Origin of the sequence: Streptomyces sp. NPDC058326 (assembly GCF_042879855.1) — a bacterium.
Taxonomy (GTDB): domain Bacteria; phylum Actinomycetota; class Actinomycetes; order Streptomycetales; family Streptomycetaceae; genus Streptomyces.
Window position 1 is genome coordinate 39,689 of sequence record NZ_JBHVZO010000002.1, and the last position, 14,750, is coordinate 54,438.

Below are 14,750 nucleotides of genomic sequence, written 5' to 3' on the forward strand. Positions count from 1 at the left end.
CGCATGACCGTAAGGCTCCAGCGAGCCCGCTCCGGCAGCCCCGAGCTCCAGGCACTCGTCGACGAGCTCGCGGAGCGGCTCGGCCGTTCCGTCGCCGTCGACGACCCGCTGGTCCGCATGGTCTGCACGAGCCGCCACTTCGGCGACGAGGACCCGGTACGCATCGGCACCCTGCTCCAGGGCCGCGCCGACAACGCGACCATCCGCTACGTCCTCGCCCAGGGCGTCACCCAGTGGTCCAGGCCCGGATTCATCGACGGCCGGGACGACCTCGGACTGCTGCCCCGTTACATCGCGCCGCTGCGCCGGCGCGGGCATCTCCTGGGGCTGCTCGTGGTGGTCGTGCCCGAGAAGACGCTGGGGGATCAGGAGACCGCGGCCGTCGCCCGTGCCGCGGACGCCATGGCCGCCCAGATGTACGGGGAGCACATCGCCGCCGACACCCGGAGGACCGACGAACGGGACCTGGCCCTCGAACTCGTCGGTGCCGACGTCGCCGCACGCACCACCGCGCGCCGGCGCGGCAAGGAACTCGGGCTGCTCGGGGCGGCGGAGCACGTCCTGGTCACCGTCGTCCAGCTGAGCTGCGGGACGGAGCTCGTACGGCAGTCCGAGGCCGCCCTGTGGGCGGCGCTGGAGGGGTTCCGGCAGACGCGCTCCGCCCAGGGCCTCATCGCGATCGGCAAGGAGCGGGCGATGCTGCTCCAGCTCCGCGACCGGCCGCCGGGCCCGGATGAGGTCGCCGCCCAGTCCGCTCGCATCCTCGACGAACTCCGCACCTTCCTGGACCCGTCGGCGGACCCAGTGATCGGCGTCGGTGGCCGGCACGCCGGCCTGGACGAGGCATGGACGTCGTACGAACAGGCGCTCGTGGCGGCCCGCGCGGCACGCCGGCTGCCCACCCTGAAGAACATCGGCGACTGGGAGTCGCTCGGGGAACTCGCCGTGCTGCTCCAGCTCCCCGAGCACGCCCTGAACACGTCCCTGGTCCCGAAGCCGCTCCGTACCCTGAGCGAGGCTCATGGCGGCGACCGCCTGCGGGGCACCCTGCGCTGCTTCCTCGAACGCGCGGGATCGATTCCCAGGACCGCGGCCGCCCTGGGCATCCACCGCACCTCGCTCTACTACCGCCTGCGCCAGATCCAGGAGATCACCGGACTCGACCTCGACGACGGCGCCCACCGGCTCAGTCTGCACCTCGGCCTCAGGATCGAGGAACTCCTCGCCCCGGGCGACGACGGCGCCGTCTGACCGCGGACTCGATTCGACAGAGCGAGGAGGATCCACGGCCCGATTCCTACAGCTCGCGGTGGTGCGGGCGACGGGCCCCATTCGATGATGTCCGGGACGGGCGGGGACGGCGTACCGCCTTTGACCAGGGGAGAGGTCATGAAGGAACTGATCACGACGGACGGCGCACGGCTCGCGTACCAGGACACCGGCGGCGAGGGCGTTCCGCTGGTGATGCTGCACGGCTGGGGGCAGACGCAGGCGATGTTCCGCCACCAGATCGAGGGTCTCGCGCCCGGTCGTCGCGTCGTCACCGTCGATCTCCGCGGCCACGGGAAGTCCGGCAAACCGCGTCACGGCTACCGCATCGCCCGGCTCTCCCGCGACGTGCTCGAACTCGTCGACCATCTCGGACTGGCCCGTTTCGACGCACTCGGCTGGTCCATGGGCGTCTCCGTGTGGTGGAGCTTCGTCGACCAGTACGGGACCGGACGGATCCGGCGCTTCGTCGCCGTCGACCAGCCCGCGGCCGTCGCCGCCGTGCCCTGGATGACCGAGCGGGAACAGCGGGAATCCGGCGCCATCTTCGAGGTGTCGGGGCTGCTGTACCTGGCCGCGGCACTCGCGGGGCAGGAGGGCGACACGGTCCTCACCGACTTCGTGCGCGGCATGTTCACCGGCGAGCCCGACCCCGAGGTACTGGCCTTCGTCGCCGAGGAGATCAGGTCGACACCCGCCTACGCGGGCGTACCGCTGCTGTTCGACCACTGCGCGCAGGACTGGCGCGACGTGCTTCCCCGGATCGATGTGCCGACCCTGGTGATCGGCTGTGAGGGAAGCCATGTGCACCCGGATTCGCAGCGCTTCATCGCCGAGCAGATTCCCGGCGCCCGCCTGCACGTCTTCGCCTCCGACGTGGCGAGCTCGCACTTCCCCTTCCTGGAGAATCCGCCGGCCTTCAACGCCGTGGTGGAGAAGTTCCTGGCCGAGGAGCGGGCGATGGGGGCGTGAATCCGCCCCCTCCGCCCGCACGAACCTACGGCTAGGAATCCCCATGACTCGCACACTGCCGTCACGTGCGTCCGAACGGGTGCCCCGGCAGCCGTCCGATCCGACCTCGCTCCCCTCCCGCTCGGGGTGGCTGGTCCAGATGCTCTCCGAGATGCCGGGCACGAACGACCGGAACGACGTCTACCTCGCTGTCCATGTCCGCGGGCCCGTCACCGTCCTCCATGAGCGTGCCAAGACCCCGTTGGAGCCGAACGACCTGGTCTTCTGCGACCCGGCCCGACGGCACCTGCTGCGGTTCGGCGAGGACTGCCAGATGATCTTCTTCAGGGTGCCCCGCTGCTATCTGGGCGTCACGGAGTCGGAACTGGACCAGGTGCTCGGCGTCCCCGTACGCGGCGGGGAGGGGATCGGGGCCCTGGTGTCCGACTTCCTGACCGCGCTCGCCGCCAAGGCGGAGTTCCGCCGGTCCACGATCGGGGACCGGCGTGCCCGGACGGCCGTACACCTCCTCTCCGTGCTGGTCATGGAGCTCCTCGCAGCGGCCACGACGGACGAGACCGACGACGCGTCCGGGACCGGCAACGCGATGCTGTCCCGCATCCGCGCCTACATCGAGCAACACCTGATGGACCCCGACCTGTCACCGGATTCGATCGCACGTGCCCACCACATCTCCGTCCGGTACCTGCAGAAGCTCTTCCAGAACGACGGCAGCACCGTGAGCCAGTGGGTGCGGCGGCGCAGGCTCGAGTTCTGCCGGTTCGAGCTGGGCCGCTCCCACCGCAGAATCACCATGGCCGCGGTGGCGCACCGCTGGGGCTTCAGCAGCCCCTCGCACTTCAGCCGCACGTTCCGCGGCGCCTACGGCATGAGCCCCAGCGAATGGCAGGCGCTGGCGACCTCGGCCTGCGCCCCGACGCATGCCGGAGCCGAGGAAGGACGAAGGCGCTGAGACGCGTGTGCGCCGTCATGACAACGTGGTTGCGCACAGAGACAAGAGGCTCCGTTTCCCCCTCTCTACCGTGAGTAACAGTCGCACGGACCTCTGTCGGATTCCGGACCGCACCCTGACTGTCGTCGTGTCGACGCCCCCATGTGGCCCGACTCCGAGAAGAGAACTCGCATGACCGACCCCACCGTCGTCCTGGTGCACGGTGCCTTCGCGGACGCGACAGGCTGGATAGGCGTGATCTCGGAACTGCGGAGGAGCGGGATCCGGGTGATCGCTCCGTCGAACCCGCTCCGGGGCCTGACTTCGGACGCCGCCTACCTCGCCTCCGTCCTGGCGCAGATCGAGGGCCCGGCCGTGCTCGTCGGCCACTCGTACGGCGGTGCGCTGATCACCGTGTCCGGCGCCGCGGAGAACGTCGTGGGGCTCGTCTACGTGGCCGCCTACGTGCCCCACGAGGGCGAGAGCCTCGGCCAGCTCCAGGGAAGCTTCCCCGAACCCCCGCTGTCGGGAAGCTTGAAGGAGTGGACGTACCCGCTCCTCGACGGCGACTCCGCGGTCGAGGTCACGATAGAGGAGACGGCCTTTCCCTCCGTCTTCGCGGCGGACGTTCCCGAGGGCGTCGCTGCCGTCCTGGCGGCGACCCAACGCCCGCTCGCCACGGCCGCGTTCACCGAGAGCGCGTCGGCGGCGGCGTGGCGGACGAAACCGTCCTGGGCCCTGGTGGCCGGGGCGGACCGCACCATCAGCCCCGAGGTCCAGCGCTTCGGCGCCGCACGGGCCGGAGCCGTCGTCGTCGAACTCCCGGACGCCTCCCACGCGGTCGTCCTGTCGGAACCCACCAGGGTCGCCGACCTGATCAGAGAAGCCGTACGGGCGACGAGCTGACCGAGCGTCCCGAGTGACGCGGCGCCACTCGGCCGGGGTGGAGGGCGCCGAGGACGTTCCCGGTGGTGCCCGCCCGGCAGGTCAGTGGTGCCCGTGGTGCCCGTGGTGGTGGTCGCCGTGCGCGGGCGCGGCCTTGGTGGTGTGCACCGTGAACTCGGCGGTCCGGACGACGCCGTCGTGCTGGAAGTCCAGGTACAGGCGGTAGGTGCCGGCCGAGGGTGCGACCGCCATGAAGCTGATCCCGGGCCCGGGTGCGGTGACGCCGTCGCCGGGGTGGCCCTCCGGGTGGACGTGGAGGTAGCCCAGGTCGCCGACGCGCAGGGCCACGAGGTGTCCGTAGGCGGCCAGATAGGGCTCCAGGTCGGTGACAGGCCGGTCGTTCCGGCTGACGGTGAGGGTCAGCTCGCTCGCCTCACCGGGCACGAGCGCGCCGTCGAGGGCGACGCTGTACTCGCCGATCCGCGCGGTACGGGTGGCCTCGGGAAGCGGTCGCGGGTCGTACGGCCCGGCGACCGCGACGTCGATCCCCAGCGTCAGGGTTCCGTCATGGCCGACCGGGTGGATGTCGGTGAAGAACCGCCAGTCCCCGGGTTCCAGGTTCAGCTCGGTGCTCCAGCCGCCCTTCTCGTCCCGCACCGGGTGCACGTGCTGGAACCCGGCCGTGTCCCGCCGGACGGCGATGAAGTGCAGGTCCTTCTCGTGTTCGGCGACGAACTCGGTCACCGGCTGCCCTTCGGGGCCGATCACCCTGAACCCGACGTGCTGCCGCGTGCCCGCGGTGAGGATCGTGGAGTCGACGTCGAGGGTGTATCCGTCCGCCGAGACCGACAGTCCACCGGGCTGGCCTCCGCCGTGGCTGCCGTGGGCACCGTGGCTGTCATGGCCGGTGTGGTTCTTCATGGCGTGTCTCCCCGGGGTGATGCGCTGCGGCGTCGTCCGCTCTGGACGATGATCACAACCATATACCCCCCTGGGGTATTCCGGGGAACGCCCGACGGCCTCCGACGACAGCGGGCGCCTTCCACAAGCCGGTGGCGACCCGCGAGCAGGCCGAAGCCGAGGCCGAGGGATGGGCTCGACTCGCCTCCCGTATCGCGGTCCCGGCCCTCCACGGGCAGGTCGCGTTACCGGACAGGAAGTTCCTCGTCTACGAAGACGTCTTCGCCACCAGTCGGTGCGAGCTGCTGATGGGCGACGTGATCGCCCTCGCCGACCGTGATCCGGCCGTCCTGCCCCGCCTGGAGCGCCTCGTGGACGGTGCCTGCACCGACCTGCGGGTGGTGGCTGAGGAGACCGGGGAGCGCGTGCCGCTGGCCGAGTCCGTCCCGGACCTCTACCTCGACCGCATCCGTCCCGGTGGCCGGCTCGACCACTGGTACATGCGGCGCGACCTGCCGCTGGCCCTGCCCCACACCGAGACAACCCTCACCCTCCGGGAACTGGTCGACTTCACCCTTACCGCCAACGGCAGGCAGCTGACGCTGAACGTCGCCGACATCATCGACAGCCTCCGCCACACCTTGGCCCCCGACAGCAGTCGGCTCGCCGGTCTGACGCAGGGCGATCCCACGGAACCGAACATCGCCGGCCCGCTGTGCTGGCTCGACTTCGAGTTCGCCGGCCGCAACACCGTGGCGGGCGAGGCCGCCAACCTGCTCTGGTACCTGATGGCACTGGGCGGCTGGCTCGTCCCCCGCTACCAGCCCGACGTGTACGCCCGCACCCTCCGCCTCGCCCTGTGGAGCGACCGTCGCGATCAACCACCTGGGCCAGGACCCCGACGCTCGCGTCCTCCTCGCCGCCTTTGAACGCGCGGGCAGCCCGGGGATCGCGGTCAACGCCGACCTGACCAACCCGGGTTCCGTCCGGACCACGGCCGACCTCGTCCGCACCGAGATCGGGCCCGTCGACATCCTGGTCAACAACGCCGGCTCCTACCCCCGCGTCGCCTGGCAGGACACGGACGAGGACGCCTGGAACTACTCCCTCGGAGTGAACCTGACTGCGCACTACCGCACCTGCCACGCGTTCACACCCGGCATGGTCGAGCGCAGCTGGGGCCGGATCGTGAACATCGGCAGCGTCAACGCCCGTGCCGGCCGGACGAACCTCGTCGCCTACAGCACCGCGAAGGCCGGGCTGCTGGGCCTGACGCGCTCCCTTGCCCGGGAACGGGGCCCCTACAGGGTCTGCGCCAACGGGGCAGTCCGTCCACGTCGACGGCGGCTGGCTGCTCCACTGAGACCGTCAACAAGTAAGGAGACGAACCGAAATGATCGAACGAGTCCGCGCCGTCCTCGTCACCGTCGACGACACGATGCTGGTCATCCGCCGCACCAGGCCCGGCATCCCCGAGTACTGGGTCCTGCCCGGGGGCGGCGTCGAGCCCAGCGACGAGTCCCGGGAGGCCGCCCTCCACCGGGAGATCCACGAGGAGATCGCGGGGAAGGCCGACATCGTCCGCCTCCTCCACACGATGGAGTCCGGCGACGAGCGCCAGCTCTTCTACCTCGCCCGGATCGCGACCTGGTCCTTCGACGACCGTACCGGCCCCGAGTTCAGTGCCGAAGGCCGCGGCGAGTACGCGCTGGAGGAGGTCCCGCTGACCCTGGAGGGGCTCGACGGCATCGACCTCAAGCCCGAGGAGATCGCCCACGTGCTGAGGGGGGCCGTCGGCGACGGAAGCATCGGAGTCGAGGCGTCGCTCTGAGCCGGCGTGTACGTCGTCCTGCCGCAGGGACCGGCTCTGAGATGAGCCGGTCCCTGCGGCCTTCCGAGGTCAGCGCGGGGAGCCCGGACGCGGCTCCTCGTCCTGCCCCGGCAGCAGCCGCAGGGCGAGGACCGATCCGTCGGCGTGGACGGAGACGGGGCCGCCCCAGTCCTTGTCGAAGGTGAGGCGGGGGCGGACGTGGCGGCTCGCGTGGACGAGGGCGCGGTATTCCTCGATGTCGCCCCTGGCGAGGAGTCGGAAGACCTCTTCGTCCACGCCGGAGAACGCCTCGACGCGAGGCCCGTTCAGGCGGAAGACGTGGTCAGTGCCGACGTACTCGTTGCCGAAGAGGGTGTGGGCGGCGTCCTGGATGCTCATGCTGGCCGCGTGCTCGAGGCCGGTGAACCGTTTGCGGCCCTGCCGATCGGTCAGGTGCCGGGCGGTCGCGTGGCCGGATCCCGTGAAGGCCATGAGCCCGGCCGCCGTGGTGTGGGCCAGTGACTCCTGGAACCAGGCGTAGTCCTTCGCCTGCACGTGGCAGCCCCGAACGGGTTCCGGTGCCACCAGACCCTCGGCCGGCGGGTGGATGTCAGGCATCACGTTCGCCTGGGACGGCGGGGCGTTCAGGTTCGGCTCACGGCCTTCCGCCGGGGACAGCCGACCTCCGCTGCCGAGTGCCTGGAGGGCGTGGACGGTCATCGTGCCGCCGTCCGTCGGGAGCTGCGTGCTGAACAGCAGGCCGGGGGTCTCGTTCCACGCTCCGATGTGGACTGCCTCAGCGTGGGCCGAGGCGGAGGCCAGCTGCTCGGCGGAGGTGGCGGCGTCGCTGTGGTTGCCCTTGCACGCGAGGGGGATGACGAGGGACGGCTCTTCCGGCCGCCAAACCTCGGCAAAGTACTGAGGGCGGTAGCGGTATTTCACCTTTTCGCCCCTGTCCCTGGTGGTGAGGGCCCAGCCCGCGCGTAACGCCGTGTCGGCGGGGACGATCGTCACCGAGTGGTCGGGGAAGCGGCTGCCCAGCATGTGCTCGGTGAGCGTGAGCGCGAAGCCGATGCCGAGTTCGCCGGACTGCAGCGACTTGTAGTGGTCCGCGATGCGGTGGCCCTCGTCGGTGAGGCCGAGGAAGGAGTTGCGACCGCCCGCCAGGGCCTGGGTGTACTTGAGCGCGCCCCAGTGTTCCGCCAGCCCTCGACCTGCACCACGCCACGACAGAGCGGTGGCTCGGGCGAGGGTGTGGAGGACGTCCCAGAGGGTCGCTTCGAACTGCCGGGGTAGCTCCGTCTGCGGGATCGAGGCGAGGTCGGGCTTCCTGCGGAGCGGCTCGTCCTCGTTCTCCTTCCGCTTCTTGTCGTCCGCCGCGACGGCGGCCTTCACCTTGCCGACGAGTGCGTCGTCGGAGTGGATGGAGATGTTCGACGGCTGGGTCAGTTCCTGGAGCACTTCCTCGGTCGGCTTCAACAGCTCTCCTCACGGCGTGCGCGGGTGGTTCACCATCGGTCGGACCGTACGGAAGGGAGGAGCGGCGCACGCAAGTGCGCAGGGGCGCGTGACCTGGATCTCGGTCCGGGCGGCGGAGAGCGCGCGGCCGGTGGCGGTGTTCCACCATCGGCCGCGCTGTTCTGTATGGAGCTGCGGCCCTTGCCCTCAATGCTCGTGAAAGTCTGAGCGGGAGAGGCGGGCGAACATCTTCAACGTCGAGGTGTGGAAGCCCGCGCTCGCGAAAGCCGGCGTCATCCCCATGCGGGAGAAGGGCGGGAGCTGGAAGGCGTCCCGCAAGGACGGCTTCCACATCCTCCGGCACAGGTACGCCTCGATCGTCCTCGAAGCGGGAGAGTCCGTGGTCACTCTCGCCCGATGGCTCGGCCATCATCCTCGACCACTACGTCCACTTCATGCCCGAGGCCGGCGGCAAGGGCAGGGCAGCCGTCGACGCGCTGCTCGGCGTGGTCCCCGGGTGCGTCCCGGAGAACCAGACCTTGGCGTGAGCGAGCGGGGGCACAGCACACGCTGTGCCCCCGTTGTCGTTGGGATGCCTGCCGTGTTCAGCCGGTGAGGCTCTTGCGGCGGACCCGCACTCCGTACTTCGTCCCCTCAGGCCCACCACTGCTGCCCCAGCCGACGGTGGTGGCGACGTCCCATCCTCTCTGAGCCTTCATCTGGGCCGCGAAGGTACGGAGGTTGTGGATCGCGCAGCCGCAGTCCAGCGACACGTCGATGCTCAGGTAAGGGCTGCGGGGATTGTCGTTCCCGTACGAGGTCTCCTCCCACCGCACCTCGTGGACGTGCTCCTTGAGGCCGGTCCGCTCCTCGTCGTACTTGATGCCATGGGCCTTGGCGTACTCGTCCAGGTCGTCGATCACGAACAGGTGGCTGGACCACTCGCCGGGCCAGACCGCGAAGAGCCGTGAGCCGCCGGCCAGGGCTCGTTCGTAGGCGGCACGGTCAGCCCCGTGGGTCACCTCGCCGTCTTCGTGGACCTCGATGTAACACGTCGTACGTGCGGTGTACGGGAAGTCCCTTCCCACAGCCGCTGCACTCCTCGGTTCCAACCGGCCCTCCCTGTGTGCGATGCCCCGCGTGGAAGTCAACAGCATCCAGGGAGCGGTCCGCAGGGCTTCGCCCGACACCCTCGGTGACCGCCGACCATCAACCTTGCTCGTGGGGTCGTTCCCATGGTGGCCACAGAGCTGCGGGCAGGGGCAACAGGTGCCCGCTGTTCCCGAGCGCCGCGCATTCTCCCCAAGGCCAGGGGACAGCCCTCTCGGGCACTCGCGTTCGTGAAGTCGATCAGGTGATCTGGGGGCTCTGCTACAACCAGTCTTTCTTCTTGAAGACCACGTACAGACTCGTGCACACCACCGCCATCAGCACCACCGCGAACGGATACCCGCCCGCCCAGTGCAGCTCCGGCATGTGGTCGAAGTTCATCCCGTAGATCGTTCCCACCAACGTGGGTGCAAAGAGGATGGCCGCCCAGGACGAGATCTTCTTGATCTCCTCGTTCTGTTCGAAGCCCGCCTCCGCCAGTGCCCGCATCTCCGCGTTCTGCTGTTGGGTGACCAGGGTCGCGTTGACCGTGAGGATGTCCGTGAGGGCCTGGCGGAAGCCGTCGACGCGTTCGCTGGTGTGGGTGACGTGGTCGGCGACGTCGCGGAGGTAGCGCTGGAGTTCCTCGTCCGTGCCGTACTTGGCGAAGCCGGCCATCAGGCCGTGCAGCATGCCCACCAGGGGGCGGGTCGCGCGCTGGAACTCGACCATCTCCCGGGAGAGTTCGTAGATGCGGCGGGAGACCGCCGGGTCGCCGCCGAAGACCTCCGTCTCGATCTCGTCGATGTCGTTCTGGACGCCCGCCACCACCGGCGCGTAGCCGTCGACCACCGCGTCGAGGATCGCGTACAGGACCGCCTCCGGTCCCAGGGCGAGGAGCCCGGGGTCCTTCTCCATGCGGCGACGGACCGCGGAGAGGTCAGGGGCGGCGCCGTGGCGGACCGTGATCAGGAAGTCCGGGCCCACGAAGACGTGGAGTTCGCCGAAGTCGACCTCCTCCTGGGCGTCAAGATAGCGGGCGGCGCGAAGGACGACGAAGAGGGTGTCGCCGTACCGCTCCAGTTTGGGGCGCTGATGGGCCTCCATCGCGTCCTCGACGGCCAGTTCGTGCAGATCGAACTCGGCCGCCAGGGAATGGAGTTCCTCCTCGGTGGGCCCCTTGAGTCCGATCCACGCCATGCCGTCCGGGTGCTCCCGCAGCTGCCGGAAGGTCTCCGCGAGCGTCAGAGGGGAGGAGACCCGGTGGCCGTCGCGGTACAGGCCGGCCTGCACCATGCTCGGGCGGGCCGGTTCCGGGGAGGCGGCCGCGGGCCGCTCCGTCTGAGGACGGCGCCATGCCGAGCGGGGGCGGCGGTCGGACATCGTCGTACACCTCCTGGGTTCCTCCAGGCAGGATATAGGGGACGAACAGCCTGAGACCGGCATTCCCTACCACTTCGCCCGGCTCTTGCGGACCGTACCTGTCCTCAGGCCCGAGTAGCGTGCCCGCCATGGCCCTCAAGACGCCCCACCCCGTGCTCGGTCCTCGTGCCCTGAACCGCGCCACGGTCGCCCGGCAACTCCTCCTGAGCCTCGCCCCGACAGGAGTCACGGAGGCCATCGGCCACCTCCTCGGCCTCCAGGCGCAGAACCCCAAGCCCCCGTACTACGCGCTCGCCGCCCGCCTCGACGGGTTCCGGCCCGAGCAGCTGTCCGCGCTGATGGAGTCCCGGGCCGTCGCCCGCATCGTGACCATGCGCTCCACCGTCCACACCCACACCGCGGGGGACGCGGTCGCCCTGCGCGGGCTCGTACAGGCCGGGGCCATCGACCGCGAACTCGCCCTCTTCGTCTCGCGCGGCGGGCTCGACGGCGTCGACCTCGACCGGCTCGCCTCCCTTTCCCGCGCACTCGTCGAGGAGCGGCCCCGTACCCCCAAGGAGCTGCGCGAGGAGCTGCTCAAGGAGTGGCCCGAAGCCGACCCGCAGTCCCTTTCCGTCGCAGCCCGCTGCCTCCTGCCCCTCGTCCAGGTCACCCCGCGCGGACTCTGGGGCCGAGGCGGCCAGGTCGCGCTGACCACCACCGACGCCTGGTTCGAGGACGCCGCAGACGCCGACCCCACCGCAGACGGCGTGGACCGGGCCGCCGACCTCGACGAGACCGTGCTGCGCTACCTCGGCGCCTTCGGGCCCGCCTCCGTCAAGGACATGCAGACCTGGTGCGGTCTCACGCGGCTCGCCGAGGCGTTCAAGCGGCTGCGGCCCGGGCTCCTCGTCTTCCAGGACGAGCGCGGCACCGAGCTCTTCGACCTCCCCGGCGCGCCCCGGCCCGACGAGGACACCCCAGCCCCGCCCCGCTTCCTCCCCGAGTTCGACAACCTGCTCCTCTCGCACGCCGACCGCACCCGTGTCGTCCCCGCCGCGTACCGCTCCCGCACCTGGAGCGGCAATCAGGCACACCGCGTCTTCCTCCTCGACGGCTTCCTCGCCGGGATCTGGCGCCTCGACGAGGCGAAGGACCGCACCACGCTCACCGTCGAGCCCTTCGGGCGTGTGACACGGGGTCAGCGGACCGCGCTCACCGCCGAGGCGGAGCGGACCCTCCGGCTCATGTCGCCGGCGGGCATCCCGTACGACATCGTCCACGTGGAGGAGTGAACGACGGAGGCAGCTGGGGCCGGGTCCGGGAGCCTCGGGCGGCGGGGGGGGCGATTCCCTTGCCAGTGCCGGGTGTTTACACTTGCGTTCTGCGAACGTCCGTATGCACGGGGGGATTACGGATCATGGCTGTCACGGTGCCGGACTGGGCGGACACACTCCTTGACCTGGTGGGGGTGAACTGGCCCAACGTCGACGAGGACGCCTACCGCGACATGGCGGACGCGCTCCGTGAGTTCGCGGACGACCTCGCCGACGACGGCCAGCTCGCCAACAACCATGTGCAGCGCCTGCTGTCCTCGGGCCACGGCGAGGCGCTCGACGCGCTCAACGGGCACTGGGGCAAGGTCAAGGACAAGCATCTCAAGGACATGGTGTCCGCGGCCCGCACGATCGCGGACGCACTGGACCTCGCGGCGGGCGCCATCGAGGCCATGAAGTGGAAGGCCGTCGCGGAGCTCGGCATCCTGGCCGGGCAGACCGGTCTCGCGCTCGCCCTCATCCCGGTCACCGGGGGGTTGTCCGCCCTGCTCGGCGCGGGTGCCATCGCCTTCACGAAGAAGCAGCTCCTGAAGCTGATCACGTCCGCGATGGAGGAGGCGGTCGGGCACATCGTCGGGGTGATGACCGAGCCGGTCGTGGCCGCGCTCGAGAACATGGCCGCGGACCTGGTCGTCCAGGTGAGCATGGACGCGCTGGGCGTCCAGGACGGCGTGAACCTCGACCAGACGAAGCAGGCCGGCAAGGACGGCTTCGACGAGGGCGTGCAGGGTGCCAAGGAGGGGCTGAACCTCGCCTCCGCCGGCGGTGGCGGCGGAGGAGGCGGTGGTGGTGCCAAGGGCAAGGGCTTCCACATCGAGCACGACGAGCACGACCAGGCCAGTACCAAGCTGAACGGCGTCAGCCTCGCCATCCACGGGAAGACCGCGGGGAAGCTCGCCAAGGCGAAGGGACACCAGGGCCGCAACAAGGGCCGGGACGACATCGCCGACGCCCTGGACCCGGTCATCGAGAAGGCCATGGGCGCCCTCGTGAAGTCCGCCAAAACCATGGGGGACCACATCGGCGAGACGCTGCCCAGGGCCGTCAAGCAGATCTCCAAGGACCACAAGAACAACGACGACGACACGGCCGCCCGCATCGCACGCCAGCGCAAGGGCGACGACGACGCCAGGAACGGCTCCGGAGGCGGTACGGGCGGCAAGGGCCCGACCGGTGGGGGAGGCGGCGGCAAGCCGCCCGGCGGAGGCGGCGGCAGCCACTCCGGCGGTGGCAGCGGGAACAGCCCGAAGGGCAACCCGATCAGCCCCCAGCCCGGCTGGCACGGCCAGACCGGCAAGGGCATGAAGAACCACCGCAGGGACGCGCTGGACGTCAGCCACCTCAGCGAGGAGGAGCAGCGGAAGCTGCTCGTCGACGAGGCCGGGCACCTCGCCAACGACGCCAAGAACCAGCCGCCCAGCAATCCGTACCCGGAGGGCAAGCACCGGCTGAAGACGGCCTGCGCCGGAACCCTCCTCCACGACGGCACCCTGACCGCGCACACGAGCAGCTCCACCACCGGCGATTCCTCGATGTCAACCCACCCCGCCCTCAAGCAGATCCTGGACCGGGTGGAGAACGACATGAAGGCCGCCGACCAGAACGCGGGCAACGGCCACGGCAAATGCGCGGAGGTCTCGCTGATCTCCGACCGGTTGCACCAACTCGATCCGAACGGGACGTCGATCGTCACGCCGGAGGACGTACGGAAGGCCATGGACGGGTCACTCGTCCATTCCGTCCAGATCGGCAACATGCGCCCCGGAGACGATCAGTTGCTGCACGGCGAGTACAAACCGCCGTGCAGGTCCTGTGAGAGAATGCTGCCCCTCGCCGGCGTCATCGCGCACCACTGAGCATCACCGAGAGAGAGCACGCAATGCCGAGAATGACAGCGGAGGAAGTCGAGGCGGCCCTCGCCGAGGTGGGCTGGTCCCGGGGGCGGGACATCGGTGCGCGGCTGCCCGGACTGCTCAGCTTCGTGACCGACCGTTTCGCCGAGGAGGGCCACCCGGTCGAGCCCTTCCCGGCCGCCCAGGACTTCGTCAGGGAATTCGGCGAACTGCGCCTGGAGATTCCGGGAACCCCGCCGGACTCCGTCGGATTCACGCCGCACTGGATTTACGAGGAGAGCGGCGAGGACGTGGCCGAACTCGCCGCGAATCTGGGCAAGAAGCTCTTTCCCGTCGGCTACGAGTCGTTCGACGGGGCCATGGTCCTCATCGACGAGACCGGGCGTTTCTTCCTCATGCACCACACCGGTCCCTATTTCCTGGGAGCGAACACGTACGAGGCCATCAGCTGTCTGCTGCGCGGCCCCCAGCAGGAAGCGCGGGACTACTTTGTCTGACACCGTTCCGGGAACGGCCGCCTCGCTCCTCGTCCAGGGGACGATCACCAGTCAGACGAACCTGACCGGTGACGGCGAACCCCGGCTCCACCCCGCAGTGCGGGAGTTCTTCGACGGGCTCCCGCCCGGCCTGCGCGAGCCGTTCCTCGGTTACTGCGCCGAGTCCGCGCTCGTCTCCGACCGGCTGTACGCCGTCGACGCCGAGCGCGCGGACGGTACGACCACGAGCCTCGCCGAGGCGCCGGCGCACTTCTCGGGGGCGGCCCTCGTCTCCCGCAAGGTGCGCCCCCACGGCGACCCCGAGCACGGCACACCGGCCCCCCTCTGCCGCTCCTGCGCGGCCCTGGCCGAGGCGCTGGGCATCACCGTCCTCCAGGACTCCTGACG

14 protein-coding genes and 2 pseudogenes are annotated in these 14,750 nt (G+C 70.1%); 12 read left to right on the plus strand and 4 right to left on the minus strand.

Annotated elements, in window-relative coordinates:
- Positions 1–3 precede the first annotated feature (3 nt).
- The 4 genes from ACFVYX_RS03080 (at position 4) to ACFVYX_RS03095 (ending at position 4,078) form a co-directional block, all read left to right on the plus strand.
- Positions 4–1,251, plus strand: coding sequence for a PucR family transcriptional regulator (locus tag ACFVYX_RS03080; protein WP_389679548.1), 1,248 nt, complete (start codon positions 4–6; stop codon positions 1,249–1,251).
- Positions 1,252–1,389: 138 nt separating this feature from the next.
- Positions 1,390–2,241 carry an alpha/beta fold hydrolase gene (locus ACFVYX_RS03085; RefSeq protein ID WP_389679549.1) on the plus strand — a complete coding sequence of 284 codons (852 nt, stop codon included), beginning with the start codon at positions 1,390–1,392 and terminating at the stop codon, positions 2,239–2,241.
- A 43-nt stretch (positions 2,242–2,284) separates the two neighbouring features.
- Entirely contained in the window at positions 2,285–3,193 is a 909-nt protein-coding gene (locus ACFVYX_RS03090) for a helix-turn-helix domain-containing protein (protein WP_389679550.1), read from the plus strand.
- Between the two features lie 171 nt (positions 3,194–3,364).
- Positions 3,365–4,078, plus strand: a complete 714-nt coding sequence (locus ACFVYX_RS03095) for an alpha/beta fold hydrolase (protein WP_389679551.1) — start codon at positions 3,365–3,367, stop codon at positions 4,076–4,078.
- 81 nt (positions 4,079–4,159) lie between these two features.
- Here ACFVYX_RS03095 and ACFVYX_RS03100 read toward each other — a convergent pair whose 3' ends face one another.
- Positions 4,160–4,978 (minus strand): hypothetical protein, encoded by an 819-nt coding sequence (locus tag ACFVYX_RS03100; protein ID WP_389679552.1) that lies wholly within the window; start codon positions 4,976–4,978, stop codon positions 4,160–4,162.
- 131 nt (positions 4,979–5,109) lie between these two features.
- On the opposite strand from ACFVYX_RS03100, the gene ACFVYX_RS03105 reads away from it, so the two are divergent.
- The 3 genes and pseudogenes from ACFVYX_RS03105 to ACFVYX_RS03115 all read left to right on the plus strand — a co-directional run bounded on the left by ACFVYX_RS03105 (position 5,110) and on the right by ACFVYX_RS03115 (position 6,788).
- Positions 5,110–5,886, plus strand: coding sequence for a hypothetical protein (locus ACFVYX_RS03105; RefSeq protein ID WP_389679553.1), 777 nt, complete (start codon positions 5,110–5,112; stop codon positions 5,884–5,886).
- Positions 5,843–6,220, plus strand: a pseudogene (locus tag ACFVYX_RS03110) (SDR family NAD(P)-dependent oxidoreductase); the annotation flags it as partial. The gene ACFVYX_RS03105 and the pseudogene ACFVYX_RS03110, both read left to right, overlap by 44 nt.
- A gap of 130 nt (positions 6,221–6,350) precedes the next feature.
- Positions 6,351–6,788, plus strand: a complete 438-nt coding sequence (locus tag ACFVYX_RS03115) for an NUDIX domain-containing protein (protein WP_389679554.1) — start codon at positions 6,351–6,353, stop codon at positions 6,786–6,788.
- 69 nt (positions 6,789–6,857) lie between these two features.
- Here ACFVYX_RS03115 and ACFVYX_RS03120 read toward each other — a convergent pair whose 3' ends face one another.
- The 3 genes from ACFVYX_RS03120 to ACFVYX_RS03130 form a co-directional block, all read right to left on the minus strand.
- Positions 6,858–8,246, minus strand: coding sequence for a hypothetical protein (locus ACFVYX_RS03120; RefSeq protein WP_389679555.1), 1,389 nt, complete (start codon positions 8,244–8,246; stop codon positions 6,858–6,860).
- A gap of 584 nt (positions 8,247–8,830) precedes the next feature.
- Positions 8,831–9,313 carry a hypothetical protein gene (locus ACFVYX_RS03125; protein ID WP_389679556.1) on the minus strand — a complete coding sequence of 161 codons (483 nt, stop codon included), beginning with the start codon at positions 9,311–9,313 and terminating at the stop codon, positions 8,831–8,833.
- A 283-nt stretch (positions 9,314–9,596) separates the two neighbouring features.
- Positions 9,597–10,697: a magnesium and cobalt transport protein CorA gene (locus ACFVYX_RS03130; protein WP_389679557.1), complete on the minus strand. Its 1,101-nt coding sequence runs from the start codon at positions 10,695–10,697 to the stop codon at positions 9,597–9,599.
- 128 nt (positions 10,698–10,825) lie between these two features.
- Here ACFVYX_RS03130 and ACFVYX_RS03135 point away from each other — a divergent pair, with 128 nt between their 5' ends.
- The 5 genes and pseudogenes from ACFVYX_RS03135 (at position 10,826) to ACFVYX_RS03155 (ending at position 14,748) form a co-directional block, all read left to right on the plus strand.
- On the plus strand, positions 10,826–11,971 hold the full coding sequence (locus ACFVYX_RS03135; RefSeq protein WP_389679558.1) for a winged helix DNA-binding domain-containing protein: 1,146 nt from the start codon (positions 10,826–10,828) through the stop codon (positions 11,969–11,971).
- Positions 11,972–12,096: 125 nt separating this feature from the next.
- A pseudogene (locus ACFVYX_RS03140) lies at positions 12,097–13,197 on the plus strand (type IV secretion protein Rhs); the annotation flags it as partial.
- A 117-nt stretch (positions 13,198–13,314) separates the two neighbouring features.
- Positions 13,315–13,869 carry a YwqJ-related putative deaminase gene (locus ACFVYX_RS03145; protein WP_389680024.1) on the plus strand — a complete coding sequence of 185 codons (555 nt, stop codon included), beginning with the start codon at positions 13,315–13,317 and terminating at the stop codon, positions 13,867–13,869.
- Between the two features lie 32 nt (positions 13,870–13,901).
- Entirely contained in the window at positions 13,902–14,363 is a 462-nt protein-coding gene (locus ACFVYX_RS03150; protein WP_389679559.1) for an SUKH-3 domain-containing protein, read from the plus strand.
- On the plus strand, positions 14,356–14,748 hold the full coding sequence (locus ACFVYX_RS03155) for a YwqJ-related putative deaminase (protein ID WP_389679560.1): 393 nt from the start codon (positions 14,356–14,358) through the stop codon (positions 14,746–14,748). Before ACFVYX_RS03150 ends, ACFVYX_RS03155 begins: the two co-directional genes overlap by 8 nt.
- The last annotated feature ends 2 nt before the right edge of the window (positions 14,749–14,750 follow it).

Excerpts from the sequence above, each read along its gene's own strand:
- ACFVYX_RS03090 (WP_389679550.1), top strand. The coding sequence starts at position 2,285 with ATGACTCGCACACTGCCGTCACGTGCGTCCGAACGGGTGCCCCGGCAG.
- ACFVYX_RS03080 (WP_389679548.1), top strand. The coding sequence starts at position 4 with ATGACCGTAAGGCTCCAGCGAGCCCGCTCCGGCAGCCCCGAGCTCCAG.
- ACFVYX_RS03135 (WP_389679558.1), top strand. The coding sequence starts at position 10,826 with ATGGCCCTCAAGACGCCCCACCCCGTGCTCGGTCCTCGTGCCCTGAAC.
- ACFVYX_RS03085 (WP_389679549.1), top strand. The coding sequence starts at position 1,390 with ATGAAGGAACTGATCACGACGGACGGCGCACGGCTCGCGTACCAGGAC.
- ACFVYX_RS03100 (WP_389679552.1), bottom strand. The coding sequence starts at position 4,978 with ATGAAGAACCACACCGGCCATGACAGCCACGGTGCCCACGGCAGCCAC.
- ACFVYX_RS03145 (WP_389680024.1), top strand. The coding sequence starts at position 13,315 with ATGAAGAACCACCGCAGGGACGCGCTGGACGTCAGCCACCTCAGCGAG.
- ACFVYX_RS03130 (WP_389679557.1), bottom strand. The coding sequence starts at position 10,697 with ATGTCCGACCGCCGCCCCCGCTCGGCATGGCGCCGTCCTCAGACGGAG.
- ACFVYX_RS03115 (WP_389679554.1), top strand. The coding sequence starts at position 6,351 with ATGATCGAACGAGTCCGCGCCGTCCTCGTCACCGTCGACGACACGATG.
- ACFVYX_RS03095 (WP_389679551.1), top strand. The coding sequence starts at position 3,365 with ATGACCGACCCCACCGTCGTCCTGGTGCACGGTGCCTTCGCGGACGCG.
- ACFVYX_RS03150 (WP_389679559.1), top strand. The coding sequence starts at position 13,902 with ATGACAGCGGAGGAAGTCGAGGCGGCCCTCGCCGAGGTGGGCTGGTCC.